Source organism: Streptomyces sp. NPDC048751 (assembly GCF_043198595.1).
GTDB lineage: Bacteria > Actinomycetota > Actinomycetes > Streptomycetales > Streptomycetaceae > Streptomyces.
In genome coordinates this window covers 317,542-342,873 of sequence record NZ_JBICUX010000003.1, presented here as the reverse complement: position 1 = coordinate 342,873, position 25,332 = coordinate 317,542, and the positions used below count along the sequence as shown (strand labels likewise).

At 70.3% G+C, this 25,332-nt stretch carries 27 protein-coding genes; 11 read left to right on the top strand and 16 right to left on the bottom strand.

Translation table 11 applies throughout. The features are described 5' to 3' along the window. Nucleotides 1–111: 111 nt before the first annotated feature. On the bottom strand, nt 112–900 hold the full coding sequence (locus ACGFNV_RS13225) for an SDR family oxidoreductase (protein ID WP_393621977.1): 789 nt from the start codon (nt 898–900) through the stop codon (nt 112–114). 81 nt (nt 901–981) lie between these two features. On the opposite strand from ACGFNV_RS13225, the gene ACGFNV_RS13220 reads away from it, so the two are divergent. Further along, entirely contained in the window at nt 982–1,821 is an 840-nt protein-coding gene (locus ACGFNV_RS13220; protein WP_393621976.1) for a hypothetical protein, read from the top strand. Here the strand turns inward: ACGFNV_RS13220 and ACGFNV_RS13215 are convergent, their stop codons facing one another. Both ACGFNV_RS13215 and ACGFNV_RS13210 read right to left on the bottom strand, forming a co-directional pair. Beyond that, nucleotides 1,822–3,657 (bottom strand): MFS transporter, encoded by a 1,836-nt coding sequence (locus tag ACGFNV_RS13215; protein WP_393621974.1) that lies wholly within the window; start codon nt 3,655–3,657, stop codon nt 1,822–1,824. A gap of 216 nt (nt 3,658–3,873) precedes the next feature. After that, nucleotides 3,874–6,909, bottom strand: a complete 3,036-nt coding sequence (locus tag ACGFNV_RS13210; RefSeq protein WP_393621972.1) for a D-alanyl-D-alanine carboxypeptidase — start codon at nt 6,907–6,909, stop codon at nt 3,874–3,876. A 390-nt stretch (nt 6,910–7,299) separates the two neighbouring features. Between ACGFNV_RS13210 and ACGFNV_RS13205 the strand changes: the two genes are divergently transcribed. The 3 genes from ACGFNV_RS13205 (at nt 7,300) to ACGFNV_RS13195 (ending at nt 9,601) form a co-directional block, all read left to right on the top strand. Beyond that, the gene (locus ACGFNV_RS13205; protein WP_393621971.1) at nt 7,300–8,052 is read left to right on the top strand and encodes a GPP34 family phosphoprotein; all 753 of its coding nucleotides are present in this window, start codon (nt 7,300–7,302) and stop codon (nt 8,050–8,052) included. A 306-nt stretch (nt 8,053–8,358) separates the two neighbouring features. Beyond that, complete coding sequence (locus ACGFNV_RS13200; protein ID WP_393621969.1) at nt 8,359–9,216, top strand: helix-turn-helix domain-containing protein; 858 nt, start codon at nt 8,359–8,361, stop codon at nt 9,214–9,216. Between the two features lie 193 nt (nt 9,217–9,409). Beyond that, nucleotides 9,410–9,601, top strand: coding sequence for a DUF397 domain-containing protein (locus tag ACGFNV_RS13195; protein WP_393621967.1), 192 nt, complete (start codon nt 9,410–9,412; stop codon nt 9,599–9,601). Between the two features lie 121 nt (nt 9,602–9,722). Here ACGFNV_RS13195 and ACGFNV_RS13190 read toward each other — a convergent pair whose 3' ends face one another. Genes ACGFNV_RS13190 through ACGFNV_RS13180 form a run of 3 tightly spaced genes read right to left on the bottom strand, consistent with a single transcriptional unit; the run spans nt 9,723 to nt 12,155 of the window. Continuing rightward, nucleotides 9,723–10,595, bottom strand: coding sequence for a MerR family transcriptional regulator (locus ACGFNV_RS13190; protein ID WP_393621965.1), 873 nt, complete (start codon nt 10,593–10,595; stop codon nt 9,723–9,725). Between the two features lie 55 nt (nt 10,596–10,650). Continuing rightward, nucleotides 10,651–11,157, bottom strand: a complete 507-nt coding sequence (locus ACGFNV_RS13185; protein ID WP_393621963.1) for a glutathione peroxidase — start codon at nt 11,155–11,157, stop codon at nt 10,651–10,653. Then, nucleotides 11,154–12,155 (bottom strand): ArsR/SmtB family transcription factor, encoded by a 1,002-nt coding sequence (locus ACGFNV_RS13180; protein ID WP_393621961.1) that lies wholly within the window; start codon nt 12,153–12,155, stop codon nt 11,154–11,156. Before ACGFNV_RS13180 ends, ACGFNV_RS13185 begins: the two co-directional genes overlap by 4 nt. Nucleotides 12,156–12,240: 85 nt before the next feature. Here ACGFNV_RS13180 and ACGFNV_RS13175 point away from each other — a divergent pair, with 85 nt between their 5' ends. Next, nucleotides 12,241–13,446 carry an MFS transporter gene (locus tag ACGFNV_RS13175; protein WP_393621959.1) on the top strand — a complete coding sequence of 402 codons (1,206 nt, stop codon included), beginning with the start codon at nt 12,241–12,243 and terminating at the stop codon, nt 13,444–13,446. Nucleotides 13,447–13,465: 19 nt separating this feature from the next. Here the strand turns inward: ACGFNV_RS13175 and ACGFNV_RS13170 are convergent, their stop codons facing one another. From ACGFNV_RS13170 to ACGFNV_RS13160, 3 genes are all read right to left on the bottom strand, one after another. After that, entirely contained in the window at nt 13,466–13,906 is a 441-nt protein-coding gene (locus ACGFNV_RS13170; RefSeq protein ID WP_393622508.1) for a MarR family winged helix-turn-helix transcriptional regulator, read from the bottom strand. Between the two features lie 63 nt (nt 13,907–13,969). Next, complete coding sequence (locus tag ACGFNV_RS13165; RefSeq protein ID WP_393621957.1) at nt 13,970–14,629, bottom strand: hypothetical protein; 660 nt, start codon at nt 14,627–14,629, stop codon at nt 13,970–13,972. Nucleotides 14,630–14,715: 86 nt separating this feature from the next. After that, on the bottom strand, nt 14,716–14,934 hold the full coding sequence (locus ACGFNV_RS13160; protein ID WP_393621955.1) for a hypothetical protein: 219 nt from the start codon (nt 14,932–14,934) through the stop codon (nt 14,716–14,718). Nucleotides 14,935–15,092: 158 nt separating this feature from the next. On the opposite strand from ACGFNV_RS13160, the gene ACGFNV_RS13155 reads away from it, so the two are divergent. Beyond that, a complete protein-coding gene (locus ACGFNV_RS13155) occupies nt 15,093–15,593 on the top strand; it encodes a GNAT family N-acetyltransferase (protein ID WP_393621953.1) in 501 nt (166 codons plus the stop codon). 151 nt (nt 15,594–15,744) lie between these two features. Here the strand turns inward: ACGFNV_RS13155 and ACGFNV_RS13150 are convergent, their stop codons facing one another. After that, complete coding sequence (locus tag ACGFNV_RS13150; RefSeq protein ID WP_393621952.1) at nt 15,745–16,569, bottom strand: class I SAM-dependent methyltransferase; 825 nt, start codon at nt 16,567–16,569, stop codon at nt 15,745–15,747. Nucleotides 16,570–16,707: 138 nt separating this feature from the next. Between ACGFNV_RS13150 and ACGFNV_RS13145 the strand changes: the two genes are divergently transcribed. Genes ACGFNV_RS13145 through ACGFNV_RS13135 form a run of 3 tightly spaced genes read left to right on the top strand, consistent with a single transcriptional unit; the run spans nt 16,708 to nt 19,353 of the window. Further along, a complete protein-coding gene (locus ACGFNV_RS13145; protein WP_393621950.1) occupies nt 16,708–17,442 on the top strand; it encodes a hypothetical protein in 735 nt (244 codons plus the stop codon). A gap of 22 nt (nt 17,443–17,464) precedes the next feature. Then, nucleotides 17,465–18,646 (top strand): sensor histidine kinase, encoded by a 1,182-nt coding sequence (locus ACGFNV_RS13140; protein WP_393621948.1) that lies wholly within the window; start codon nt 17,465–17,467, stop codon nt 18,644–18,646. Next, complete coding sequence (locus tag ACGFNV_RS13135; RefSeq protein ID WP_393621946.1) at nt 18,634–19,353, top strand: response regulator; 720 nt, start codon at nt 18,634–18,636, stop codon at nt 19,351–19,353. Before ACGFNV_RS13140 ends, ACGFNV_RS13135 begins: the two co-directional genes overlap by 13 nt. 73 nt (nt 19,354–19,426) lie before the next feature. Here the strand turns inward: ACGFNV_RS13135 and ACGFNV_RS13130 are convergent, their stop codons facing one another. The 3 genes from ACGFNV_RS13130 to ACGFNV_RS13120 form a co-directional block, all read right to left on the bottom strand. Further along, entirely contained in the window at nt 19,427–20,413 is a 987-nt protein-coding gene (locus ACGFNV_RS13130; protein WP_393621944.1) for a polysaccharide deacetylase family protein, read from the bottom strand. Nucleotides 20,414–20,445: 32 nt separating this feature from the next. Then, complete coding sequence (locus ACGFNV_RS13125; protein WP_393621943.1) at nt 20,446–21,420, bottom strand: glycoside hydrolase family 11 protein; 975 nt, start codon at nt 21,418–21,420, stop codon at nt 20,446–20,448. A gap of 210 nt (nt 21,421–21,630) precedes the next feature. Then, nucleotides 21,631–22,212: a hypothetical protein gene (locus ACGFNV_RS13120; RefSeq protein ID WP_393621941.1), complete on the bottom strand. Its 582-nt coding sequence runs from the start codon at nt 22,210–22,212 to the stop codon at nt 21,631–21,633. Between the two features lie 30 nt (nt 22,213–22,242). Here ACGFNV_RS13120 and ACGFNV_RS13115 point away from each other — a divergent pair, with 30 nt between their 5' ends. Continuing rightward, entirely contained in the window at nt 22,243–22,641 is a 399-nt protein-coding gene (locus ACGFNV_RS13115; RefSeq protein WP_393621940.1) for an ACT domain-containing protein, read from the top strand. Between the two features lie 206 nt (nt 22,642–22,847). After that, a complete protein-coding gene (locus ACGFNV_RS13110; protein ID WP_393621938.1) occupies nt 22,848–23,648 on the top strand; it encodes a hypothetical protein in 801 nt (266 codons plus the stop codon). 72 nt (nt 23,649–23,720) lie between these two features. Here ACGFNV_RS13110 and ACGFNV_RS13105 read toward each other — a convergent pair whose 3' ends face one another. The 3 genes from ACGFNV_RS13105 to ACGFNV_RS13095 all read right to left on the bottom strand — a co-directional run bounded on the left by ACGFNV_RS13105 (nt 23,721) and on the right by ACGFNV_RS13095 (nt 25,214). Further along, the gene (locus ACGFNV_RS13105) at nt 23,721–24,422 is read right to left on the bottom strand and encodes a DUF2637 domain-containing protein (RefSeq protein ID WP_393621936.1); all 702 of its coding nucleotides are present in this window, start codon (nt 24,420–24,422) and stop codon (nt 23,721–23,723) included. Between the two features lie 16 nt (nt 24,423–24,438). Then, nucleotides 24,439–24,627 carry a hypothetical protein gene (locus tag ACGFNV_RS13100; RefSeq protein WP_133928881.1) on the bottom strand — a complete coding sequence of 63 codons (189 nt, stop codon included), beginning with the start codon at nt 24,625–24,627 and terminating at the stop codon, nt 24,439–24,441. A 266-nt stretch (nt 24,628–24,893) separates the two neighbouring features. Further along, a complete protein-coding gene (locus ACGFNV_RS13095; RefSeq protein WP_393621934.1) occupies nt 24,894–25,214 on the bottom strand; it encodes a GYD domain-containing protein in 321 nt (106 codons plus the stop codon). Nucleotides 25,215–25,332: the final 118 nt, after the last annotated feature.

Genomic DNA, 25,332 nt, shown 5'->3' with positions numbered 1-25,332 from the left:
GTTGCGTGGGCACGACAAGGAGAGGGATGGTCAAGGGCAAGTAAAAATGTTCGGCTTACTGACCCTGGTTCATCCATGTGAACAACACGGAGTGGCTGAAAAGAGCCCCTCTCAGCGCATCAGCTCCCCCGCGTTGACGAGCAGCGACTGCCCCGTGATCGCCCGCGCCCGGTCCGACGCCAGGAACACCGCCGCGTCCGCCACGTCCCCGTCGGTCGCCAGGTCCGGCAGCGCCATCCGCTCGGTGAGCCGCCCCAGTACGTCGGCCTCCCCGACCCCCTCCGACTGCGCCGCGAACTGCACGTACGCCCGCACCGGCGGGCCCCACATCCAGCCGGGCAGCACCGTGTTGACCCGGATCCGGTGCGGCCCGAGCTCGCGCGCCAGGGAGTACATCGTGCTGGTCAGCGCCCCCTTGGACGCCGCGTACGCCGCCTGCCGCACCTGGGAGGGGGCCGCTACGGCCGACTGCGTGCCGATGAAGACCACCGCGCCGCCCCCGCCCGACTTCAGCGCCGGCAGGCACGCCCGCGTCATCCGCAGCGAGCCCAGCAGGTTCACGTCGATCACCGACTGCCAGGTCGCGAAGTCCGCGTCCTCCACTCCGCCGAAGTAGCTGTCCCACGCGGCCACCTGGACCACCGCGTCGATGCCGCCGAACCGCTCCCGGGCCAGCGCCGCCAGCGCCTCGCACTGTCCCTCGTCGGTGATGTCGGTCGCCCGGTACGCCGTGTGGGCGCCGTCCGGGTCGATCTCGGCGGCGCTCTTGGCGAGGTTCGCCTCGGTCCGCGCCCCGAGCACCGCGTTCCCGCCGTCCCGTACGACGGCGGCCGCGACCTGGTGTCCGAGCCCGGCGCCGACTCCCGAGACGACGACGGTCTTGCCGGTGAGCAGTGACATCCGGACCTCCCGGGGTATGGCGCAATATCTGACGGGCCGTCAGAGTATGGGCGACCGCAGGCGGACGGAAGGGGAAGACGCATGAGCGAGGAGACCCGCAGCAAGACGTACGCCGAACTGGCCGCCGTAGGCCCCTACGGCGTCCACCCCGGCCATGCCCTGATCACCATGGTCGAACCGCATCCCGGCCACGAGTACGCCTACAACCGCTGGTACGAGGACGACCACTACTACGCCGGCGCGATGGCCATGCCCTGGATGTACGCCGGCCGCCGCTGGGTGGCCACCCGCGAGCTGCAACATCTGCGCTACCCGGAGAAGTCGGCGATCGCCCAGCCCGTCACCGCCGGCTGCTACATCTCGACGTACTGGATCACGTCCGGCCGCTACGACGACCACATGCGGTGGACGGTCGCCATCAACACGCGCCTCAACCGGGACGCCCGCGTCTACCAGGACCGCACCCACGTCTTCACGGCGTTCCAGGACCACGAGGCCACCGTGTACCGCGACGGCGCCGCCGGCCCCCGCGACTTCCACGCCCTCGACCACCCGTACGCCGGGCTGGTCGTCGAGGTGATCGACGCCGACTCGGCCGAGCAGCGCGCCGAACTCCTGGAGTGGCTGCGCTCCCGGCACCTGCCCGAGCGCCTCGCCGGTTCCCCGGCCGCGATGGTCACGGTCTTCCGCCCGACGCCCCTGCCCGGCGACCGCATGACCTACGTCAAGCAGGTCGAGGGTGTCGACACCCGCCTGACCCTGCTGTGGTTCCTGGAGACCGACCCCAGGGAGTGCTGGGGAAACGCCTTCACGGGCCTGGACGCGGCCGTCGCGGAGTCGGGCCTCGGGCGGGTGGAGCTGGTGGCACCGTTCATCCCGACGGTGCCGGGAACGGACCGGTACGTGGCCGAGCTGCGCTGATCACTTCAGCTCGTCCGGACACGGAGTGCCCCGGGGCAGACCGTAGGGCGCCGCCAGCCGGTACGTGCCCGCCTTCGGCGCGACCAGCATCGTCCACTTGTCGCCCTTGGCGTCCTCCTCGGTCTCCATCAGGCAGCCGTTGGGGTTGTCGTACGTCTTCGGCGTGCCCTCGGGGGCGTCCTTGGACTCCTGCGTCTCCTGCGGCGGCTTGAGCTTCTTGCCCTTGGCGTCGACGACGCTCAGCCACGGCGAGTACGGGATGCGGATGAGGATGCGGCCCGGCTTGGCCACCTTCATCGTCACCTCGGTCTGCCCGGCCCGCTCCACGACCGTGTTCGGCTCCGCCAGGGACGTCGGATCGGTCACCCGGAACAGCTGCCAGTTCGCGTCGCCCCAGATCTGCTTCAGATACGGCATGCCCCGCTGGACCAGCTCCCGCTCGCGCTCCGCGCCGCCCGGGTCCGGCTCGTCCTTGGGCAGCACCACGAAGTGCACGGCCCACCGCTTCAGCCAGTCGTGGTAGTTCGCAGAGTTGAGCGTGTCGTCGTAGAAGAGCGGGTTGCGCTCCATGTCGGCCTGGCGGTTCCAGCCGCGGGCCAGGTTGACGTACGGCGCGAGCGCGGAGGCCTCACGGTGGGAACGGGCGGGCACGACCTCGACCCGGCCCTTCTCCGCGCCGACCTCCTGAAGCTCGTTCACGAGCGGCGCGAGCTCGCGCGCCCAGCCCGCGGCCGGGGTCGTGTGGATTATGTCGTCGACCGACTTGAAGCCGATCCAACCGGCGAACGTGGCCATCGCCAGCACGATCACGTACCACTTGCGGGTGCGCGGCACCGCGAACGGCAGCGCCGCCATCAGCACCACCCCGGCGAACAGCATCGGCAACCGGGTGATGTTCGACCCGATCTGCGAGCTGATCAGCCACACCAACAGCACCGACAGACCGTAGACCGCGGCCGTGATCCGTACGGTCTTCCAGTCCCGGGGCACCACCATGTAGATGACCACCGAGAACAGCAGCGGGAGGACGGTGGACCCGAAGCCCATCGGCTGGGTGCCCGAGAAGGGGAACGCCAGCGCCGACACCGCGACGACCGCCGTCGGGCCCAGGCCCAGGGCCCACGCCCCGGGACGTCGCTTCTGCAGGAACAGCGCGGCCGCCACCAGACCCACGAACAGGCCCGCGACCGGCGACGACATCGTGGCCAGCGCGGCCAGCGGCGCGGCGCACAGCGCCTTCGCCCACCGTTTGTAGCGCCAGCGGTGCGGCCAGCAGAACACGACGGCGACCGCGCCCAGCGCGAACGCCGTGCCCAGGCCGAACGTGACCCGTCCCGATATGGCGTTGCACAGGAAGGCGAAGACACCGGCGAGCGCGGGCCACAGCGGGTTCCGCACCGGCCGGCAGCGCACCAGGATCAGCATCAGCAGGGCCGCGGAGACCGTCCCCGCGATCATCATCGTCGTACGGACGCCCAGGACGGACATCAGATACGGCGACACCATGCTGTACGACACCGCGTGCATGCCGCCGTACCAGGCGAGGTTGTACGCGGAGTCGGGGTAGCGGCCCACGAACTCGGCCCACGCGTCCTGCGCGGCGAGGTCACCGCCACTGTTCGCGAACGTGAAGAACCAGGCGATGTGGAGGGCGCCGGCGAGACCGGTGACGAAGAGGACCGGGTGCAGCCCGATCCACTCGCGCAGGGCGGCCGCGCGGGCCGCGAATCTGGACGACCCGCCGTCACGCCCCGCTGACGCGGGCAGCTTTATTCGCGGGCCGGTACCCCGGCCCGGACCCGTGTCGTCGGTGCGTGTCGGCTCCGCAGTGGCCACCTGTAGGCGCTCCCCGTGTCCCGTCTTCTGTTCTCGGCCGCACCTCGTTCGCTCGCGCTTCACGGCCGCGTTGTACGCGTCCGGCGACCTGTCCCGTTTCGGGACGCTAGCACGCGGCCCCCCGGTGGAGCGCCTGATATCGCGCTCCACCGGCGGGCGCCGCCGGTACGGCCGTGAGGTGACCGTGACGAGTCGTGACCTGTCGTGTCGCGTGCGTCAGCCGACGCGGGTCAGCTTGTCCGTGAAGCCCGGTTCGGCCAGGTCCTTCTGGAGTGCGACCGGAACCTTCACCGCGTCACCGGTGCCGTCGCCGACCGTGAGCGAGCCCACCTTCGTGCCGGCCTTCGCGGTGTGCGGTACGTCGTCGGTGGCGAAGGACAGCTTCACCTTCAGCCCGGCCCAGCCGACGGCGCTGACGTCCTTGGTCACGACCACGGGGGTCCGGTTGCCGAGCTGGTCGTCGACGTACCCGACGACATCGCCCTTCTTGAGGATCTTCGCCGAGGTCAGCGCGTCCTGGGTGGCGAGCATCGCGGTCTTGCTGACCTTGTTGACCTGGTCGATGATCGAGACCGCGTTGTGCTGGGCGAGGATCGCGCCGACCAGGGTCACGGTCTCGCCGCCGACCTCCTTGGTGGCGGCGAAGAGCAGGTTGCCGCCGGCCTTGCTGGTGGAGCCGGTCTTGATGCCGATGGCGTTGTTGTAGGGGACCAGGTCGTTGTAGTTGCGCCACTTGAAGCCGGTCGGGTCGACCCAGTTCGGCTGCTTGGTGATGTCCATCAGGGCCGGGATCTTCACCAGCTCGTGGCCGAGCTTCACCTGGTCCTCGGCGGTGGAGACGGTGGTCTCCTTCAGCCCGGAGGCATCGGTGTACTTCGTGTGCTTCATCCCGAGCTCCCGGGCGGTGGCGTTCATCTTCTTGATGAACGCCGCCTCGTTGCCCGCGTCCCAGCGGGCGAGGAGCCGGGCGATGTTGTTCGCCGAGGGGATCATGACCGCGGAGAGGGCCTGCTTGAGGGTGTACTTGTCGCCCTCCTTGACCGTGTTGACGGTCGACTCGTCGTACTTGTCGTAGCCGCCTTCCTTCTCGGCGAGGGCGTCGATGGTGATGGACGGGCCCTCCGTGCCCTGCTTCAGCGGGTGGTCCTTCAGCACGACGTACGCGGTCATGGCCTTGGCGACGGAGCCGATGGCGACCGGCTTCTGCTCGCCGAAGCCGTCGACGTTGCCGATGCCGTTGACGTCCATCCAGCCCTGGCCCTCGTTCGGCCACGGCAGGGAGACCTTGTCGCCCTTGAAGGTGTACGACTCCTCCGCGGTGAGGACGAGGGAGGGGGTGGGCAGCGGTCGTACGGCCTGCACGATCGCAAAGACGACCACGAGCAGGAGGACGATCGGCGTCCAGATCTTCACCCGGCGGACGGTCGTCCTGAGCGGGGTCTCCGGAGGCGGCGGCGTGTTCGTCAGCTCCGCCAGCAGGTCCAGCGGCGGCTTCGGCGGCAACGGCTGCTGCGTCGTCCGCTCCGTGCCGAGCTGCGGGACGGGGCTGGTGGCGTCCGCCGGCTTGACCCTCGGCAGCGCCGTCGTCGCGTCCGCGGGCGGCGGCTTCCGCGTCGACGGATCGTCCAACGGCTTCAGCGCGACGAACTTACTGGTCCGCTCGACATCGGCCTCGGTGGCGCCGGGCTTCTTGTCCTCGACATCGGCCTCGGTGGCACCGGGCTTCTTGTCCTCGACATCGGCCTCGGTGGCGCCGGGCTTCTTGTCCTCGACATCGGCCTCGGTGGCGCCGGGCTTCTTGTCCTCGACCTTGTCCTCGGCGGTCTTGCCTTCGGGCTTCCGATCACTCTTCTGCCCGGCCCTGGCCGCGTCCCCCAGCTTCAGCATGGTCGTCGGCTGATCAACCGCCGGCTTGGCAGCCCGCGGCGCCTTGAAGACGGCGGTGGGCTGGTCGACGGGGGGTGCGGTGGGGGAGTCGTCGGTGTCGGTGTCGGGCTTGGCGTCGGCTTCGGGCTTGGCGTCGGCCTTCGCGGGGGTGTCGGCGCTGGGCTTGGCGTCGGCGTCGGGCTTGGCACCGGCCTTTGCGGAGGCGGCGGCGCTGGGCTTGGCGTCCGCCTTCGCGGGCGCGTCTGTGCCGACGCGGGGGTCCGCCTTTGCGGGGGTCTTTGAGTCGGCGGGCTTGGTGTCGGTGGGTTCGGCGTCCGCCTTCGCGGGGCTCTCCGTTTCGGCGGGCTCCGGGTCGGCCTTCGCGGTGCTGGAGCTCGTCGCGGAGTCGGTCTCGCCCTTCGTGCCGCGCTTGGGCTGGGCGTCGCCTTCCGAGCCCGCCTTCGCGGCGGCGCCGGCCTTCAGGGAACCACCGGTCGCCTTCGGGGCCGACTCGTCGGTGTCGCTGTCAGCGCCGGGGGCGGCCTCGGAAGCCGCGTCCACGTCCGTGCGGTCCTCGGCGGTGTCGGAGCCCGAGTCTTCCTCACCGCGGGCACCCGCTCCGGCCGCCTCGTCGGCATCCTGCGCCTCCGGGGCGCCCTTGGTGTCGTCACCACCCCGGCCACCCGCCGCCCCAACGGCACCAGCAGCGCCCTGAGCGCCCGCAGAGGCCCGCTTGGCCTCACGGGCGCCCGCAGGGCCCCGCTTGCCCGCCTGGGAGCCTGCGGAGGCCGTAGAGGCGCGTTCGGCCTTCTTGTCGCCCGCAGCGTCCTGCTCGGCCTTCTCGGCGCTCCCAGCGTCCTGCTCGGCGTCCCGCGTGCCCGTCTCGGCCTTCGGAGAGGTGCGCTTGGGCTTCGCGGCGCCCGCAGCGTCCTGCGCGTCCTTCGTGGCCGTCCCGGCGTCCTGCTCGGGTGCCTCGGCGTCCGGGGAACCCGCAGAGGCGTGCTCGGTCTTCCCGGCTTCCTCGGCGTCCTGACTGCTCTTCGGGGCGTCCTTGGAGGCGCGGGCCGGCTTCGCGGGGGGCTGCGTAACCGTTTCGCTGGAGTCGGGCTGCGTCGGGGGCTTGTCCTCGGCGGTCTGGACCCAGGCGGCCACGGCGGCGCGCAGACGGGCGTCCCCGGTGGTGTCGTTGGCGGCGTCCTCGGCGTCCTCGGCGTCCTCGGCGCTCTCGCGGGACTCGGAATCGGTCGGGGCCGGGTCCTGCGCCGAGCCCTCGGTGTCCTCCGGGGTCTCGGCCTCGGCCGTCGCCTCGGCCGAGTCGTCCTCGGCGCTTTCGACGTCCCCGGTCTCCGACCTCCGTACGGAGAACACACGGGTCGCCGTGTCCACGCCCCCTCGGGAGCCCGTGCCGCCCTCCCGGGTTGCCGGGAGGCGTGGGTCGCGCGCTTTGGACCTGGCCTCGGGAACCGGACTCGCGCTCCCCGACGTCGGTTCTGCCGACGACTCGCGCTGCTTCGACCTGTCGGGGGACTCGCCCGCCACCGATGCCTCCTCCATGTGCCGCACGGCCTCCGTGCGCCTGCCGAACCGTGAACCGCCGCCCGGAACACCGCCACTGCGCGTTGTCCGAACCATGTACCAGTGTCCTGTGTGAGGACTTGGCCCCTGCGGTAGACGAGAACGACATACCTACCGGTTCCCTCACAAACAGGTCACGCACCCTCGACAGACCAATGTGAGAGGGGTCACCCTGTCATTCATCCACGCGGGGAGGCATGGATGGGCAGGAGCCGCAGAACCATTCCGGAGGAGCTTCTGTTGCTGGCATTGGACCCGACCACGGGTACCACTGCACAGCCGCAGTCGCTCGACCTTGGTCTGGCCGGAGCACAGCTAGTGGAGCTGGCGCTGGCCGGACGGATAGCCCCAGACGGGGATCGTATCGCCGTGGTGTCCCCACGGCCGACTGGAGATCCAACACTGGACTGCGCGTTGGAGTTGCTGCGAAGGCGTGGCGCTCCCGTACGGGCCGTCCACTGGATCGGCGGGCCACGACTGGGGCTCCGCCAGACCTACCTCTCGCATCTGGAGCGGTGCGGCATGGTGCATGCCGTGGCGGGCCAGATGTGCGGAGTGCTGCCGACGACTCGCTACCAGGCGACGGACACCGACATCAGCCGGGAGATCAGGGCCCGGCTGGACTCCGCGATCCGCACCGGCGTACCGCCGGACCCGCGGACCGCGGCGCTGGCCGCCCTGGCCCACGCGGTCGGTCTCGGCAAGCACCTGTACCCGGGGAACGAAGGACGCTCGTCCCGATCCCGGTTGCGGGACCTGATCCGGCACGACCCCATGGGCGGGCTCGTCGCGCACGCCGTGATGGACGTCCAGAACGGCGCGGCGGCCCAGCCACGCCGTCCGGCACCGGCCGGCCGCCAGGCCGCCCCCGGCGCCAGGCCGGCTCCGGAACCCGCGCGTGGCGTTCCGGTGCAGCCGCGCCGAGGACCCATGGCACGTGTCGTGGCCCACTGAGCCGCAGTCCCACGACACACCGGCAACCGCCGACAACCGCAAGACCCGTTCGGGAGCCGCCGCGGCCCGCGCGGGGTGGTGGACCGTACGTCCTCGGACGCACCCGGTCCCGCCACCCCGCGCGGACGCATGTCCGGACGTGCCCGCCGCTGTCGTGCGCTCCTCGTGCACATGCGGCCGGCGCGCCGCGAACTGGCGTGTACCAGCTGCATATCGACCGTTTTCCAGCGGTGGAAAGCGCCTTGGTGGCAGTCTGCTCAGCAGCAGATACGCAAAGTGGAGCACGCAGCCGGAGGTGCACGTCCCGTGGCGTCCAATGTCAATCCCACCGTCAGGCGACGCCGGCTGGGCCAGGAGCTGCGTCGGCTCCGTGAGCTCAAGGGCATGACCGCCGAAGAAGTGGCCGAGCGCCTGCTGGTGTCCCAGTCGAAGATCAGCCGACTGGAGAACGGCCGCCGCAGCATCAGCCAGCGTGACGTGCGCGATCTCTGCGGGGTCTACGAGGTGGAGGACCACCGCATCATCGACTCCCTGATGCAGATGGCCAAGGACTCGCGCCAGCAGGGCTGGTGGCACACCTTCGGGGACATCCCCTACAGCGTCTACATCGGCCTGGAGACGGACGCGGCGAGCCTGCGCGTGTTCGCCCCGCAGGTCGTGCCGGGGCTGCTCCAGACCCGCGCGTACGCGGAGGCTGTCATCACCGGGGCGCTGCCGGAGACGGCGACGGCCGAGATCGAGAAACGGGTCCAGGTGCGCATGCGCCGCCAGGAACGTGTCTCCGCCGCGGAGAACCCGCTGCGCCTGTGGGCGGTGCTGGACGAGGCCGCGCTGCGCCGGGTCGTCGGGGACCGGCAGTTGATGCGCGAGCAGCTGGAGCACCTCGCCGAGGTCTCCCAGCTGCCCCATGTCACCGTGCAGGTGCTGCCGTTCGACGTGGGCGCGCATCCGGGTCTCAACGGCCAGTACGCGATCCTCGAGTTCCCGGACACGGCGGACTCCAGCGTCGTCTACATCGAGGGGGTCACCAGTGACCTGTATCTGGAGAAGGCGCCCGATGTGCAGAACTACAGCGTCATGTACGAGCATCTGCGGGCACAGGCCATGAATGCGGACCAAACCCGGCAGTTCATTGGGAACTTGGCGAAAGAGTACGCCCGCTGACCGCATCGCGACGGAAGGTGCCGGACAATACACCCTGGGCAGGCCCCAAGGGAAGACCCGCATGGAATATGCCATCCGGTCGAGTGAATGACTGCTCTGCTTGAGGGAGTTGACGAGTAGCGTCGATCAAGCCAGCAACACGTCGACGCTGGCGCAAAGCGCACTCAACAACGGGCAAGTCATCGGAGCAGAAATGGCAATTCTTCGCGGTGCCACGCAAGAGTGGACCAAGTCCTCGTACTCCGTCGGGAACGGCGAATGCGTCGAAGTGAAGTCACCCACCCTCTCAGCACTGGCCGTCCGCGACTCCAAGGACCCCCAGGGTCCCGTGCTGGCCTTCCCGGCCGACGCGTGGAGCGCGTTCGTGGCATCGGTCAAGCCGTAGCCACCGTAGGCCGACAACTTCATACGCAGTACCGACAGAGCCCTCTCGACCAGCCCGCCGTCCTTGCCGAGGGGGCTCGGCTCGTGCCCGCCGAGCCCCACCTGGCCTCGAAGGCCTTGATTCACGGCCTCACGGGGAACGCCACATCGCACACCGGGTCCTCGGGCCCCGCCGCGCCCCAGTCCGCGAAGTAGACCTCGCGGCAGGGTCCGTCGCCGGACAGTCCCTCCGCCTTCATCCACTCCTCGACCGCCTCGAAGGCCGCCAGGATCTGGGGGTGGGCCACCTGCGCCTTGGTGATCCGGGTGTACGCCAGCCGTCGTGCCGGCTCCACCCGCACCCTCGTCTCCCGGCCCCGGCCCTGCCGCTCGACCCAGGCCCGTGCCGCCGCCTCGTCGGCGACCGGTACGCACGCCTCGGCGGGGCCGTCGCTCTCCATGGACACCTCGGAGTGGTAGACGACGTACGGCGCAGCGGTGATCCCACCGCACTCGCGCGCCGCCTCCTCCAGCCGGTCCAGCGACGCCCCGATCCACGCCGGCAGCTCGTCCGCGAGCGTGTGCCGCGTCTCGGTGATCACCACCTGCTCGGGTACGTCGACCGTCTCGACCACGAACTTTCCGTACATCTCGGAGCTCCTCCCCGACAGCCGTCCACGGAGGTACTCGGCGAGCGTCCGCTGCCCCGCCACCCGCGACTCGACGTCCGCCCAGTAGGCGGTGAGCCGGTCCGCGGCCTCGGCGCCGTCGGCCGCCTCGACCACCCCGGCGATACGGGCCAGGGGCATGTCGAGCTGGCGCAGCAGCGCCACCAGGCGGGCGCGTTCCACCTGGTCCGCGCGGTAGTAGCGGTAACCGCTGGCCTCGTCGACGTGCGCCGGGTCCAGCAGTCCGAGGCGGTCGTACAGCCGCAGGGCCTTGGGCGAGAGCCGGGCCCGCGCGGCGAACGCGCCGATGGTGAGCAGGTCTGCGTCCACGGTGTGATCCTCCGTCACCGGGCGGTCCTTTCGCCCGGTGAGAAGGACGCTCCGCCTTGCCCCAGGGGCAGGGTCAAGCCGCCAGCTGGCCCTCGACGGCGGCGACGAGCTCCGCGGACTCCGGCTCGGTTTGCGGGGAGAACCGGGCGACGACCCTGCCGTCCCGCCCGACCAGGAACTTCTCGAAGTTCCACCGGATGTCCCCGGTGTGCCCCTCGGCGTCGGCGAAGCCGACCAGCCGCTCGTACAGCGCGTGCCGGCCCTCGCCGTTCACCTCGACCTTCTCGGTCAGCGGGAAGGACACGCCGTACGTCGCCGAGCAGAACTCGGCGATCTCCTCGGCCGTGCCCGGCTCCTGCCCGAGGAACTGGTTGCAGGGCACGCCGAGCACGGTGAAGCCCTGGGCGGCGTACCGCTCCTGGAGCCGCTCCAGGCCCGAGTACTGCGGGGTCAGCCCGCACTTGGAAGCCACGTTCACGATGAGCACGGCCTTGCCCGCGTACTGCTGGAGGTCGGCGGAACCGCCCGTGAGGGCGCCGATTTCGACGTCGAGGGGGGAGGAGGTGGCGTCAGTAGTCATGAGCGGATGCTAACGCCGCCGGGTGACGCGGAGGGGCCGCCCCCCGCCTCCACCAGGACCTGGCCCGCCGCCGTCCGGGAGTACAGCACCGAGCGGCCCGCGCGGCGCCGGGTCACCAGCCCGGCGTCCAGCAGGACCCGCAGATGCCGTCCGACGGAGCCGAGGCCCTGTCCGGTGGCGGCGACCAGCTGGGTCGTGCTCATCGGGGAGCCGAGCAGGACCAGCACCGCAGCCCGGGCCGGGCCCAGGAGAGCGCCCAGGCTCGCCGGGACGGGCCGGTGGGCGGGGTCCTCGGCGAGGGCGCCCACGCAGGGGTAGACGACGGCGAACCGGTCCCACTCCTCCCACGACACCCAGCCGGTCCGCGGGGTGACCGGCACGAACAGCAGCTCGGCGCCGGAGATCTCGCGCGGCGGATACTCGTGCAGATTGACCTGGAAGCGGTTCTCGCCCAGCCAGCGCGTCCCCGGCCGCAGCGAGTCCAGCACGGCCGCCCAGCCGCCCCGGCTCACCTGCGCGGTCCGCGCGACGACATCGGCCTCCAGGATGCGCCGTCGCCGCTCCCAGTACGGCCGTACGGTCTCGCCCCACACGTACGCGAGGAGCGCGGCCGCCCGCTCGGGCAGGTCGTCGCGCTCCAGCGCGGCGGGCAGCGGACCGGCCAGGGAGACCCGCAGATGAGCCCGCGCCGCGTCGGGGCGGGTCGCCCGCACCCGGGCGACCCCCTCCTCGAAGCTCTCCCCGTCCCGGGGCGTCGGTGTGAGGAAGTCGGCGATCCAGTCCCTGCCGAGCCCGGCGCGCACGAGCAGCGCGGTGACCGGATCGGCGGCCAGGCGCGCGCGATAGCCGGGCAGATGCGCCCGCAGCCAGTCCCGCTCCCCGGGATGGGAGGCCGTGCCCGCGTGCAGCAGCTTCAGGCTCGCGAAGGTCTCGGTGAGCGGCGAGAGCACGAACCGGCTGCGGGCGAGCGTGTCGGCGTTGATCTGCCACCAGCCCACGACTTCTCCTGACTGCTCCTCGTACGACGTTTCGCGTCAGTGCGAAACAATAACGACCGCTCGCGTCCCGCCCGAGCCTTGGCGCATGTCCAGCTACCGCGGACTCTTCCGCACCCCGGAGTTCACCCCCCTCTTCCTCAGTTCCGCCGCCCACACCGCGGCCCAGACGGTGAGCGGTCTGGCGCTCGGCACGCTGGTGTACCGGGCGACGGACTCGCCGCTGCTGTCGGCGGTGAGCATGTTCGGCCCGTCGCTCGCGCAGGTGCTGGGTGCGACCTTCCTGCTGTCGGGGGCCGACCGGCTGCCCCCGCGTACGGCGCTGGCGGGCGTCGCCCTGTGGTTCGCGGCGGGTACGGCCGTCCTGGCGGTGCCCGGCCTGTCGTTGTGGGCGGTGTTCGCGGTCGTCCTCGCCCAGGGCCTGGTCGGCGCGCTGGGCGGCGGGGTCCGCTGGGGCCTGTTGACCGAGATTTTGCCGCCGGAGGGGTATCTGACGGGGCGATCGCTGTTCAACATGATGAACGGCTTGCTGCAGATCACCGGCTACGCGATCGGCGGCGCCCTGGTCGCCGTCCTCTCCCCGCGTGCGGCCCTGCTGCTGGCCGCCCTGCTGTACGCCACGTCCGCCGGGATCCTGCGCCTGGGCCTGACCACACGCCCGCCCCGCGCCACCGGCCGCCCCTCCGCTGCCGCGACCTGGCGCGCCAACGCCCTGCTGTGGTCCTCCCGCCCGCGCCGCCTGGTCTATCTCGGTCTGTGGATCCCCAACGGCCTGGTCGTCGGCTGCGAATCCCTCTTCGTGTCCTACGACCCCGGCGCCGCGGGCACGCTGTTCGCCTGCGCGGCGCTGGGCATGCTGGTGGGTGACGTGATCGTCGGCCGCTTGCTCCCGCCGGAGGTGCGGTCCCGTCTCGTGGTGCCGCTGCTGCTCCTCCTGGCCACCCCGTACGCCTGCTTCGCGCTGCGCCCGGACACGCCGGTGGCGGCGTCGTGCGCCGTGCTGGCCTCGGTGGGCTTCGGGGCGAGCCTGGTCCAGCAGGAGCGCCTGGTGGCCCTCACACCGGCGGAGTTGCGCGGTCACTCGCTGGGGCTGGACTCCGCGGGGAGGCTGACGATGCAGGGGGTGAGCGCGGCTGTGGCAGGTTCGGTGGCCCAACTGACCTCGCCGGCGACCGCGGTGACGGTGATGGCCGTGATGTCGGTCGGGGTGACGCTGACGTTGGCGACGGCGGGCCGTGGGCGGCTGCCGATCCCGGCGGAGATCGCAGTGCGAGCTGACGGCAGTGCGAAGTGACTGCCATTCCAGCTGACGGCTAGAGGCCGTTCTCGGGTCCGAGGAACGCCTCGGGCACCTTGTTGGCGAGGACGACGTGGGTCAGGAGGGCGGTGAGCTGCTCGCGCTCGGGGCCTCCGAGGCCGGCGGGGAGGGCCTCGACGCGGCGGCACGTCTCGTCGTGGAACTCCCTGGCCAGTACGGCCCCCTCGTCCGTCAGCCCGACCCGTACCGCCCGCCCGTCCCGGGGGTCGGGCTCCCTTCGCACCAGTCCCCGCTGCATCGTCCGGTCCACCAGACCGGTCAGGCTCGACTTCGCCAGCCCGAGGAGTTCACCGAGTTCGGTCATGCCCAGGGGCTGCGGGATCAGTACGCACAGGAGTTTGCCCTGCTGTGGGGTGAGGCCGTAGGCGCGGCTCGAGTCGGCGTACACGGCGTTCACCAGGAACGCGGAGCGCACCAGGGCGGTCACGAGGCTCATCTGCTGCTCACCTGCGGTTTCGACCATCGGGCAAGGGTACCGAGCAGGGCAGGGGAGGGGCGGTCACTCGTCCTGCGGGGGTGCCTCCCCCTCCACCAGCCGTTCCGCGATGTCGTCCGCCCACTCCTGCGCCCACCGCCGCAGGGCGACGATGTCCGGCTCGTCGAGGCCGAGGGCGGCGAAGTCACGGTCGTCGATCAACTCCACGGCGGCCAGGCGGCTCTGCAGGTCGGCGAGATCGAACAGGTCCCGCGCGTGTCGGCGCCCCAGCTCCTCCAGTTCGGGAGCGGTCCAGTACTCGGCCCCCGCGCGCACGTCGACGAGCTCCCGGGCGAGCCCTCCGTCGACGAGGTCCCGCACCCGGATCCCGACGAGGTCCTCCAGAGCGACGGCCGGCCCGTGCTCGGTGTGTACGGGCGCCCGCCACAGCACCTCCTTGAGCACGTTCACCTCACACGCCTCACCCGTGCCCGGATCGGTCACGACCATCCGCCCGGCCAACGGCTCCACATCCACCACCCGAACGAGCCACCCCAACTCACCGAGCCCACCCCTCACCGCCTCCACCACGTCCCCCATCCCCACCGCACTCTCAGTGGCGACCTCCACACCTGCCCCCATCCCCCCGACCAACCCATGAGCCCACACCCCACACCCACCGGACAGCGCAAGCGAGAACCGCGCGCCCACGGCAAGGATGTCCACCATCAGACGCCCGTTCATAAAGGCGACTGTAGGGTCCCCCACCACCCGGACCCGCCCGACCACCCCGATCCCGGGTGTGTCGAAGCGGCTCCCTGTTCCACCAGCTACCTCTTCCTCACCCACCCCCGACACCCCCACCGCACCGCCACCCCCACCACCAGGGCCACCACGATCGCCCCCCAGTCGATGACGTGCGGCATCCCAGGAAAGAACGCGAAGAACCCGAGCGCCACACAGACGCCCACGAAGAACCCGCCCACCCCGACCCGACGTCGCCGCACCTCATACGCCTGGTCCGACTCCCGTCCCTGCTGCTCGATCATGACCGGCTCACTTCGTCACGTGATGACACTGACTCACCCGACGCACCCCATTGACATACAGATGCGCACACGCCTTTCCATAACGAGGCAAGGTCCGGAAGGAGTTGATCCGTGCCTATCCTCGGCGGGCAAGCAGTCGGCGGGGGAGGAGCTCGGGTATGTCAGCGGTGCGGTTGGAGCGGCTCGCGGCAGGGCATGTGGAGGCTCTGCTCGGGTTCGAGACGGCGAATCGGGCGTACTTCGCGCGGTCCATTACGGATCGGGGGGATGCGTACTTTGAGGAGTTCGGGAGCCGGATCGGGGCGCTGCTCGCGGAGCAGGACGCAGGGGTGTGTCACTTTCATGTGGTGGTGGACGCCGAGGGGGAGCTCATAGGCCGGGTGAACCTCGTGGACGTCGAGGGCGGGGTCGCTGAGCTCGGTTATCGGATCGGGGAGCGTGCGGCGGGCCGGGGGGTCGCCACGGCTGCGGTGGGGGAGGTGTGCCGGTTGGCGGTCGCGGAGTACGGGTTGGTCGGGCTCATGGCGGTCACCACGGTCGACAACGTGGCGTCCAGGACCGTACTGGAGCGGAACGAGTTCAAAGCCGTGGAGGACATCGTGCTGGTCGGGCGTCCCGGGGTCCGGTACCGGCGTCGGCTCGTTGCCGCGTCTCGCTGACGGTCTGTCTGTGTTCGGCCGTGGTTGACCCGGGGGTGGGCGGCTGTGGACTCGGCATGTGGTGATGGCCGGGTTCGTCGTCTTTGTCGGCGGGGCGGTCGGGATGGGAGTCGGCAGCAAGGGCCAGCGAGGCTGTCCTGCGAGGGCGTCGTCACTCAGGGGTGGCCTTCGAAGGCGGTTTGCGGAACAGGTCGTAGGCGAAGCTGACCGCTTCGGCGAGGGGTGTGTGGCCGCTCAGTTCGGCGGTGAGGGTGGTGTCGAAGTCGGCGGCGTGCTCGCCCAGGACCGACGGCGGCAGGAAGGACGTCGAGCGGATGTGACCGGCGAGCTCGGGGACCGTCCAGTGGTGCTCGACGGTGAACTCGTGGCGCCCGACGGGCTCGAAGCCGGCCCGGGAGAGGATCTGGTGGTCGGGGGCCTGTTGCCGTGACCGGTTCCAGTCGGGTGGGACGCGGGTGGCGGCGCCGAGGGCGTCCTGCCAGCTGCGCAGCAGGGCGTCGAGCACCCGTTGCCAGGGCTGGTCGCCGACCCAGGGGGAGTTCGACCAGCACAGGGCGAGATGACCGCCCGGCTCCAGCCAGGTGTGGGCGTGCCGGGCGACCCGGGCGCGGTCGAGGCGGTGGAAGGCGTTGCCGATGACGATCAGTTCACAGCTGGACGCTTCGGCGTGCAGCTCCTCGGCGCCGGCCGTGACCGCCCGGATGTGGGACGCGCCGACGGCGACCGCCTTGGCGCGGACCAGGCCCGTCATGTCGTGTTCCGCGTCCACGGCCCACACGTCCGCGAACCGGTCGCGCAGCGGAAAGGTCAACTGCCCGGTGCCGCAGGCCAGATCGAGCAGGCGCCCGCGTCCCGAGGGGGCCGCGCGGCGCACGAGGTCGGTGATCATCGCGTCGGGGTAGGGGAGCCGGAAGCGGTCGTAGTGGCCGGCGGTGCCCCGGTACAAGCCGGGCTCGAACCTCACCTCGCGGGTCATGCGCCCAGCTTCCCAGACGCGCTCGTCGTTCCGGCCCCCGGCGAGGGGCGGCAGCGTGACCGATGCCCCCGGGTCGGCTCGTTTCATCGACCTTTGGCTACTGTCCCGCGCCGCTCGGGCGTACCTAGCATGCGGAACATGGAGAGCAAGCGCCCTGACCACACGTTCCGCACACCCTCCGCGACCGGGGGATCCACCGCCACCGTGCTCGGGTATCCGCGTTCCGACAAAATCCTGATCCTCGTGGGTATGCCGCTGGCCGGCGCCGTCGTCGGATTACTTCTGCCGGTGCTGGCCAGACAGATCACCGGCTTGTCGAAGCTGCCCCTGCGGACGGTTGCCGAGTTCGTCGCGTCCGTGGAGGAGACCTGGCAGGTCGTCGCGTTCATGGCCGGCGGCCTCGTCGTCGGAGTGGGGTTCGCCTTCGTCTCCCTCTCGGAGTCGCTGACGGTCACACTCACCGATGCCCGGCTGGAGGCCGTCCACGACCACTGGGGGCGGGAGTCCCACGCCCGCGCCGACGTGTCGGCCGTGTTCCTGGACGGCAGGACCCTGGTCGTCCTGGACCACGACTCCCGCCAACTCGTCCGCGGCACCCACGCCGCCCCCGCCCGGCAACTGGCCGCAGCCTTTCGCGCACACGGCTACCCCTGGCAGGCCGGCGACCCGTACGCCGACCTGTTCCAGAAGTGGAGCCCCGGCTCGGGCGCCCTGCGCCCCGAGGTGGACGCCGTACTGACCGCCCGCAAGGAAGCGCTGAAGCACAAGTCGGGGTACGACGTCCGCGAGTTGACCCGAGCCGTCGAGGAACTCGGCCACACCGTCAGGGACAGCGGAACCGAACAGTTCTGGCGGCCACTTGTCCAGTCCTGACCGTCGGGAGCACGGCCCGTCCGTGGCCCGCCCGGACTTTCCCTCACGCCCCTGGAGCGCCCGGCTCCTGGACCTGCTCTGCGTCTTCGTCTCGGCGATGGCGGCCCTCACCTGGACGGTGGCCTCCTACGAGAGCGGACAGATCACCGGTGACCCCCTGTTCTGGGTGATGCTGCTGGGGCTCGCGGGCAGCGCGCTGCTGTGGTGGCGCCGAAGGCATCCGGTACGGGTCGCCCTGGCGCTGGCGTGCTGCTTCGCGGTCACCGACTTCGTGTTCGTCGCGGCGCTCTTCGCCGTGAGCGGTGTCGCCGCCCGCCGTCCCCGCCGGGTGGCGATCGCGACGACCGTCCTCTTCGCCGTGGCCTACGTCCCCTTCTCCCTCTGGGGCCCGGACGACGGGACCCCACCCCTCCTCGCCAACCTGTTCACCATCGCGGTGCTCACCGTCGCCACCTGGGTCGGCGGTGTCATCGGGACCCGGCGCGACCTGATGATCGCCCTGCGGGAACAGGCCCGTGCGGCGGAGGCAGCGGCACTGGAACGGACGGAACTGCTGCGCGCCCGGGAACGCGAGCGCATCGCACGGGAGATGCACGACGTGCTGGCCCACCAGATCTCGTTGATCAGCCTTCAGGCCGGCGCGCTCCAGATCAGGACCGACCTGCCGCCCGAGGCGATGGCGAAGGCCGCCTCGACCATCTACGACAGCTCCCACCAGGCCATGGAAGGGCTGCGGGAGATCCTCGGCGTACTGCGCACGGGCACGGCCGGCGACAGCCTGCGACCGCAGCCCGGCCTCGCCGAACTCGACGACCTCGTCGAGGAGTGCCGTACGGCGGGCATGCGCGTCGAGGTCGACGACCGGCTGACGGACGAGGAGGCACCGCCACCCGTCGGGCGTACCGTGTACCGGGTGGTCCAGGAGGGGCTGACCAACGCGCGCAAGCACGCCCCGGGTGCGACGGTCCACGTACTGGTCGAGCGTCTCGTCGAGCCTGCGGGGGACGACCAGTTGCACGTCCTGCTCCTCAACCCCCTGGTCCTCGGGCGGGACGGCCCCCTGGTGCCCGGCTCCCACTTCGGGCTGATCGGCCTCGGGGAACGGCTGGACGTCGCGGGCGGGCGGCTGGAGCACGGCGTACGGCGGGATCCGGGTGGGCGGCTCGCCTTTCGTCTGGAAGCGTGGGTGCCATGGCCGAGCTGATCCGCGTGATCGTCGTGGACGACGATCCGCTCGTACGCATGGGTTTGACCACGGTCCTGGGCGCCGGGGCCGACATCGACGTGGTGGGGGAGGCGTCCGACGGGGGCGAGGCGATCGCACTGGTACGGCGACTGCGTCCCGACGTGGTCCTCATGGACATCCGCATGCGCGGTGTGGACGGGCTCACCGCGACCGAGAGGCTGCGCTCCGCCGAGGAGGGCCCGGGCCCCGCGATCATCGTGCTGACCGCGTTCGACACCGACGAGCACCTGCTGCGGGCGCTGCGCGCGGGCGCCAGGGGCTTCCTGCTCAAGGACACCCACCCCACCGACATCCTGGACTCCGTACGGCGCGTCGCCGCCGGTGAGTCCATGCTCTCCCCGTCCGTGATCACCCAGCTGATCAGCCATGTCGTACGGCATGAGGACCACGACCAGACCGAGGCGCGGGCCGCGCGCGCACGCACCGCGCTGGACCGGCTCACCGCCCGGGAAAGGGAAGTGGCCCTCGCGATCGGCGAGGGCCACTCGAACGCGGACATCGCCGCGTCGCTGTACCTGAGCCTCGCCGCCGTGAAGGCCAACGTGACCCGCATCTTCACCAAGCTGGAGTGCACCAACCGGGTCCAGGTGGCGATCCTCGTCCACGAGGCCCGAGATCTCTCCGCCGCCACGCCCGCCACCCGCTGGGACCGACGAGCACGGTGACGTCAGCGCACGTCTCAGCGCACGCTCAGCGCACGTCGACGAAGTCCCCCGCGGTCCTGACCGCGGAAGTCGATCAGCCGGTGCTGCAGCTGACGGTCGGCCAGGTCCAGTTGCCGTTGTGCTGGATGGTAAGGCCGAAGTTGTTGCCGCTGCCGTTGGGTTTGGCGGTGAGTACCTGGGGGCTGGGGTAGGTGGCGCTGGTGTTCCAGGTGGAGAGGACCTTGGCGGGGGAGGGGATGTTCATCGTGACGGTCCAGTTGTTGGATCCGGTGACGGCGACGTCGAGGTTGTAGCGGTCGCTCCACTGCTGGCCTGCGGAGAGGGTCGCGCTGCAGCTGCTGCCGCCACCCCCGCCGCCCCCGGAGCTTCCGTCGGGGGCGACCGCGCGGCCGGTCTGCGGTGAGATCATCCCGGCGCAGAGGCCGCGAGAGGCCAACCCCTGTGCGATGCGCGGGATCGCGGCGAGCGTGTTGGCGGACCAGTCGTGCATGAGGATGGTCTGCCCGTTGGTGAGCCGTGCGGCCGCCTGCACGATCGCGTCGGTGCTCGCGCCGTTCCAGTCCTGCGAGTCGACGTCCCAGATGATCTGGGTCAGGCCGTACTTGGCCGCGACCGCCTTCACCGTCGCGTTGGTCTCGCCGTACGGCGGCCGGAACAGTTTCGGCGTGCCGCCGCCCGCGTTCGCGATGGCCTGCTGGGTGCGGGAGATCTCCGAGTCGATCTGCGCCTGGCCGAGCTGGGTCAGGTGGGGGTGGGTGTAGCTGTGGTTGGCGACCCACATCCCGGCGTTGACCTGGGCGCGGACCTGGGCCGGGTTGGCGGCGGCGTACTGGCCCTGGTTGAACATCGTGGCCCGCAGCCCGTTCTGCTTCAGCGCGTTGAGCAGGGCCGTCGTGTTGCCGGACGGGCCGTCGTCGAAGGTGAGCCCGACGTACCCGTTGCAGGCGGCGGCCTGTGCGGGGGTGCCGGCGTGGACGCCGAGGGCGCCGGCGGCGGCCAGTGCCATGACGGCCGACGTCGTGAGCGGGCGGCGTAAGGAGAGGTGCTGTGTGATGCGCATACGGAGCGGTCCTCCAGCCTCGGGGGTAGGGGCTACGCCGCGTTGCAGCTGACGGTTGGCCAGGTCCAGTTGCCGTTGTGCTGGATGGTGAGGCCGAAGTTGTTGCCGCTGCCGTTGGGTTTGGCGGTGAGTACCTGGGGGCTGGGGTAGGTGGCGCTGGTGTTCCAGGTGGAGAGGACCTTGGCGGGGGAGGGGATGTTCATCGTGACGGTCCAGTTGCTGGATCCGGTGACGGCGACGTCGAGGTTGTAGCGGTCGCTCCACTGCTGGCCTGCGGACAGAGTTGCGCTGCAGCTGCCGCCGCCGCCCCCGCCGCCACCTCCGCCCGAACCGGTGCCGCCCACCGTGATGTTGGAGCTGCCGCTGCTCTGGTAGCCCTCGGTCGCCATGATCATGTAGTAGTTGAAGCTGCCCAGGGGCATTCCGGCGCGGGCCCAGGCGTCGAAGTGGTTGCCGGTGGTGATGGTCCCGCCCGTCCTCCTCGACTGCCGGACGCTCCAGTACTGGTCGAAGGTGCGGTTGCCCTCGACGGACGGGGCGTTGTAGCGGGTCGTCTTGTAGATGTCGTACGTACCGCCGTCGCTGGTGACGGTGCCCTTGTACGTTCCCGTGGGCCGGTAGGTGCCCCAGTTGTCGACGATGTAGTACTCGACGAGCGGGTTGGAGGTCCAGCCGTAGAGGGCCAGGTAGGCGTTGCCGGACGGGTTGAAGGTGCCCGAGTAGGTCACGCTCCTGCGTCCGCCGTTGCTCCAGCCCTTGCCGGCGACGAAGTTGCCGGTGTTGCGCCAGGAGGTGCTGTAGCTGCCACCGGAGGCCAGGTTCATGGAGACGGTCCCGGGGGAGTCGGTCCAGAACGAGTAGTAGTAGCCGTTGTTGGTACCGGTCTGGTTCGAGGTGATGACCGTGTCGGCGTGGGCGGTGCCCGGCAGGGCCACGACGGCCAGGGCGACCAGCACGGTGGCCCAGACGCTGCTGAGGAACAACCTGAAGCGGTGTGTGGCATTCATGTGCGTGCAGTTTTGGTATGACCCTGCCAACTGTCAATAGTTTCGGCAATGATCTCGAAACATTCGACCACCTCGGGTGTGTCGCGGTGGCGCATCATGCCAGCTCAGCGCGACATTCGTTGCATTGGCCCGTGAAAGATCCTTCAACACTCCTGAAGCGAAGATCAAGGTGCGATTCAGCTCTTCGAATCTTTCGAAGAATTTCCGATCTCACTCGACGAAGTACGACCAGAACGGGATGGTGGCGCACGGCCGGTCCTGGGAAGCCGACGCGCGGCCCCCGAACTCGTGGTGGAGGTAGTCGGCCAGGTCGACGCCGTAGCAGATGATGTCCGTCTGGTACATCGACAGCACGGGCGAGCCGGTCCGGCCCGGATCGGCCGGCAGATAGCGGTGCGAGTAGACCGGCACCATCACCGGCACCTCGGCCAGATACGAGCGGGCCACGTCCAGGGCGTCCCTCGGGTCCGCCGGCCGCTTGGCCCACTCCGGATGCCAGAACCCGTTGTGCTCCACATCGAACAGCACCCCCTCCACCGGCCGCGCCAGCCTCTCGGACAGTTCCTCCGGGTCCCCGCCCCGCCAGTCCGGCCAGGCGCGGCTCCCCGTCGGCAGTCCCGCCCCCAGCAACACCCGATGCTCCGGAGCGAACCGGAACCCCCACCGCTCCTCGACCCCGTCGAGCTCCCGCTCGCTCATCCCCGGTCCGACCTCCACTTGCGCGGGCAGCATCGCCAGCAGTGCACGCGCGTCTTCCGGGGTCAGCGGGCTCTCGGAGCTGATCGGCTTCATGAGCGGAACGGTAGGACATAACGTGCGGGCATGGCTGGTGAGACGGATCTGGGGATGTTGCTGAGCGGGATGCGGCCGGAGCTGAATCCGGGGCGCTATGTGTTCACGACGGTCGAGGGGGGCGTGCCGTCCGGGGTCAGGCCCGTGGTCACGGTCGCGGAGGGGGAGGGGCTGACCGTGGTGGCGCGGCAGGAGGAGGCGGATGCCGCGGGGATGGCGTACGACTACGTGGCCGCGTGGATCACCTTGCGGGTCCATTCCGCGCTGGAGGCGGTGGGGCTGACCGCGGCGGTCTCACGGGAACTCGCCCACGCCGGTCTGAGCTGCAACGTCGTCGCGGGGTTCCACCACGACCACCTCTTCGTGCCGTACGAACTCGCGGGCCGAGCGGTCGCCGTCCTGGAGGATCTGGCGCGGCGTTCCGCCTGAGTTGCCGCCTTTTGCTTGCCTTTTGCTTCACTTCGCGGGGCAGTGAAAACGACCGGCTTCAGCCCCCTGACCGAGACGCCCTTCCCGAAGGGTGCGCCATGCGGCGTGCCGGATGTCCGGCCGGGCTGGGCCCCGGGCGTGCCGACTGGTAATGTCCCGCTCTTCTCCAGGTGCGCCTGGGCGGAGTCCCAGCGGTAGGTCCTGACATGCCCAAGCCCGTTGACCTCGAGCCGTACCACGCGATGTGGCGACACGCGCTCGCCGAAGCCGACCGGGTCTTCGCTTCACCCCCGGAGCTCGACCGCCCGGTGCACGGCTGCACCTACTGCACCGCGGAGTCGGAGTTGGTCATGCTCGGCGGTGACCCCGCCGCCGTGCCGGACGATCTCCTCGGGCACTTCATGCGCGAGGTGGTCAGCCACTGGGACGAGGACCAGTACCCGGTCCTGTGGCGCCGCCTCATGCCCCGCGCCTTGCGCTACTGGGCGCCGGAGGGCGACTGCGTCGATCCGTCCCGCGAGCTCGGCCATCTCGGCCAGGACGGCGCCAGGCTCGTGGACTGGCCCGCGCCCGAACGGGCAGCGGTGGAGCGGGCCTTCCGCGCGCTGCTGGCCCTCGCTCTGGTCGACGGCCGGTCTCCCTCGGACATCGTCGACCTCCTGGAGGGAATTTCCCACGCGACGGGGGACATACAACCGTGGTTGGCATACCTGGCCGGGCTCCCCGGCCCCGAGGCGGACGCCGGGCTCGTCCGCCTCGGTCTCGACTGGGCGACCGAACTCCTGTGGGAGGAGTTCGAGTTCTCATGGTGGTACGACGGCGACCCCCAGGTGATCGCCGCCTGGCTGCCCACCCAGCGGGCCCGCGTCGCCGCCTTCGCCGCGCGTCACCCGCGCTGCAAGACCGCGGCGGACGCGCTGATCGCGTTGGACAGCCTCCAGGCCGGCGGGTACAGCCCCTGGCTGTACCCGTACAACCCGAAGAAGAGCCTGGGTCTGATCCGGTGAGGGCCGCTCCCGCAACGGCGGCGACCTCGGCAGGTGCTACGCGGTGCCGCGGGCCCGGCGGTGCGCCGGTCGCTACTGCCGGTGGGAGCGTGTGCTCTGTCGCGGCGGCAGGGTCAGGGTGATCTGTCGGACGAGTTGCTGGAAGCACGCCAGTGAGGCGAGGGACGGCAGGGCGGCTCCGGCGATGCCGATGAAGGTCTTCTCGGCCTGGGCCACGCACAGCATCATCGCGACGGAGGAGAACATCACGACGATGAGCCATGAGTGCACGGCCCGGCGTCGATGCAACGCGGTGCGCAGGATGGACAGGGAGGCCACCAGCCAGGGGCCGTACACGAGCAGAGGCCACCAGAGAACAATTCCGCCCGGTGTGCCGACGGGGATCTTCTGAAGAGGCACGTAGGCCACCATGCCACCGAAGACGTTGACCATCGCCACGATGACGGCGACGAACGCGACGATCACAAAGCTGCCGGTCTGCAACCACCCGAGCCGCAGTTTTCGGACCCGAACCTTCCGGTGCCCGGTGGAAGAAGACCGGATGGGCGGCAACTGGGCGGTGATCCGTTCCAGGTTCTCCATCGGCTCGGCGAAGTCGACGCAGGGTGACGGCTCAGCGCGAGGGGGTGGCACGGTGGCCGCCTGCTCCGTCGGCGTGGCCTCCTGGAGGAGATAGGCGAGTTCCTCGACCGGGTCCCAGGCCGATTCGTAGGGGTACGGGTCGGAATACCATTCGCGCCGCGCATATGCGGGCTCCGCGTAGTCGTGGTTCATGGAAATCCGCTTTTCGTCACGCGTGTTCCGCGTGGCAGCCGGGACTCCCCTGACTGTTCCACCGCTGATTGAGTTCGTCCTGGACCGCCTCCAGGAGCGTGAGGAACTCCCGGAGCAGCGACTCGGCGACCGGGGGTTCGACCCGTGCGCCCTCCCCGTGCGAGGTGGCACGGTGAGGCAAGCGGTGGAGGCTCTCGTTCGTCATGCCGGGATAACACTGCTTCCCCTCCTCCAGATGCGCGGCAAATGAGTGACGGCCGACGTAGGATAAACGCTGATTACACCGTTGATTGATTATTTCTCTGTGTTTCAGAATGGGCAGGTTGTGAGTCGAGCGGTTTGTCTTCCCGGGCCCTCCTGGGCAGCAAATAGGATTCGCCGCCAATAGGCGTCCAGTTCGCGCGATCGACGCCGGTCAGTTCGAAGTCCACGGTGACCGGCCTGGTCACGTCGCGGAGCCGACTCCGGGGATCACGTGCCGGGGGCGCGGAAGCTGACCGGCCGACGGGCCGCCTCATCGATCTCGTCGAGGGTGAGGAGGGGGGTGGCCCGGGTGTGAAGGGCGCCGCTGGCCTTGACGGTGAGGCTGATGGCGGCCATGGAGACCGGGTCGGGAAGGTCGACGATGATCACGATGTCGTCCTCCCCGAAGGCGAAGTACAGGGCCTCGACCCGCCCGCCCAAGTCGGAGACGACCTGGTCGACGGCGGCACCGCGCCCACTCGCGCCTTCCTTGAGCAGCCCTTTGGTGCCCTCGGGCGTGTAGGTGGCCTGGATGAGAAACTTCGCCATGGGGATGCTTCCTGCCCTCGCTCGTCCGGTACGCGGAGATGCCTTCCCCGTGTCACGTCGGCCGGTACGCACAGAACGACTGGATTCACTCCCTGGGCTCGGCAGTCAGTCGCCCCCG

Excerpts from the sequence above, each read along its gene's own strand:
- ACGFNV_RS13120 (WP_393621941.1), bottom strand. The coding sequence starts at position 22,212 with ATGAAGCCGATCAGCTCCGAGAGCCCGCTGACCCCGGAAGACGCGCGT.
- ACGFNV_RS13175 (WP_393621959.1), top strand. The coding sequence starts at position 12,241 with ATGTCCAGCTACCGCGGACTCTTCCGCACCCCGGAGTTCACCCCCCTC.
- ACGFNV_RS13105 (WP_393621936.1), bottom strand. The coding sequence starts at position 24,422 with ATGAACCACGACTACGCGGAGCCCGCATATGCGCGGCGCGAATGGTAT.
- ACGFNV_RS13095 (WP_393621934.1), bottom strand. The coding sequence starts at position 25,214 with ATGGCGAAGTTTCTCATCCAGGCCACCTACACGCCCGAGGGCACCAAA.
- ACGFNV_RS13150 (WP_393621952.1), bottom strand. The coding sequence starts at position 16,569 with ATGACCCGCGAGGTGAGGTTCGAGCCCGGCTTGTACCGGGGCACCGCC.
- ACGFNV_RS13135 (WP_393621946.1), top strand. The coding sequence starts at position 18,634 with ATGGCCGAGCTGATCCGCGTGATCGTCGTGGACGACGATCCGCTCGTA.
- ACGFNV_RS13185 (WP_393621963.1), bottom strand. The coding sequence starts at position 11,157 with ATGACTACTGACGCCACCTCCTCCCCCCTCGACGTCGAAATCGGCGCC.
- ACGFNV_RS13225 (WP_393621977.1), bottom strand. The coding sequence starts at position 900 with ATGTCACTGCTCACCGGCAAGACCGTCGTCGTCTCGGGAGTCGGCGCC.
- ACGFNV_RS13220 (WP_393621976.1), top strand. The coding sequence starts at position 982 with ATGAGCGAGGAGACCCGCAGCAAGACGTACGCCGAACTGGCCGCCGTA.
- ACGFNV_RS13125 (WP_393621943.1), bottom strand. The coding sequence starts at position 21,420 with ATGAATGCCACACACCGCTTCAGGTTGTTCCTCAGCAGCGTCTGGGCC.
- ACGFNV_RS13160 (WP_393621955.1), bottom strand. The coding sequence starts at position 14,934 with ATGATCGAGCAGCAGGGACGGGAGTCGGACCAGGCGTATGAGGTGCGG.
- ACGFNV_RS13145 (WP_393621950.1), top strand. The coding sequence starts at position 16,708 with ATGGAGAGCAAGCGCCCTGACCACACGTTCCGCACACCCTCCGCGACC.
- ACGFNV_RS13170 (WP_393622508.1), bottom strand. The coding sequence starts at position 13,906 with ATGAGCCTCGTGACCGCCCTGGTGCGCTCCGCGTTCCTGGTGAACGCC.
- ACGFNV_RS13100 (WP_133928881.1), bottom strand. The coding sequence starts at position 24,627 with ATGACGAACGAGAGCCTCCACCGCTTGCCTCACCGTGCCACCTCGCAC.
- ACGFNV_RS13115 (WP_393621940.1), top strand. The coding sequence starts at position 22,243 with ATGGCTGGTGAGACGGATCTGGGGATGTTGCTGAGCGGGATGCGGCCG.
- ACGFNV_RS13110 (WP_393621938.1), top strand. The coding sequence starts at position 22,848 with ATGCCCAAGCCCGTTGACCTCGAGCCGTACCACGCGATGTGGCGACAC.
- ACGFNV_RS13195 (WP_393621967.1), top strand. The coding sequence starts at position 9,410 with ATGGCAATTCTTCGCGGTGCCACGCAAGAGTGGACCAAGTCCTCGTAC.
- ACGFNV_RS13155 (WP_393621953.1), top strand. The coding sequence starts at position 15,093 with ATGTCAGCGGTGCGGTTGGAGCGGCTCGCGGCAGGGCATGTGGAGGCT.
- ACGFNV_RS13165 (WP_393621957.1), bottom strand. The coding sequence starts at position 14,629 with ATGAACGGGCGTCTGATGGTGGACATCCTTGCCGTGGGCGCGCGGTTC.
- ACGFNV_RS13130 (WP_393621944.1), bottom strand. The coding sequence starts at position 20,413 with ATGCGCATCACACAGCACCTCTCCTTACGCCGCCCGCTCACGACGTCG.
- ACGFNV_RS13205 (WP_393621971.1), top strand. The coding sequence starts at position 7,300 with ATGGGCAGGAGCCGCAGAACCATTCCGGAGGAGCTTCTGTTGCTGGCA.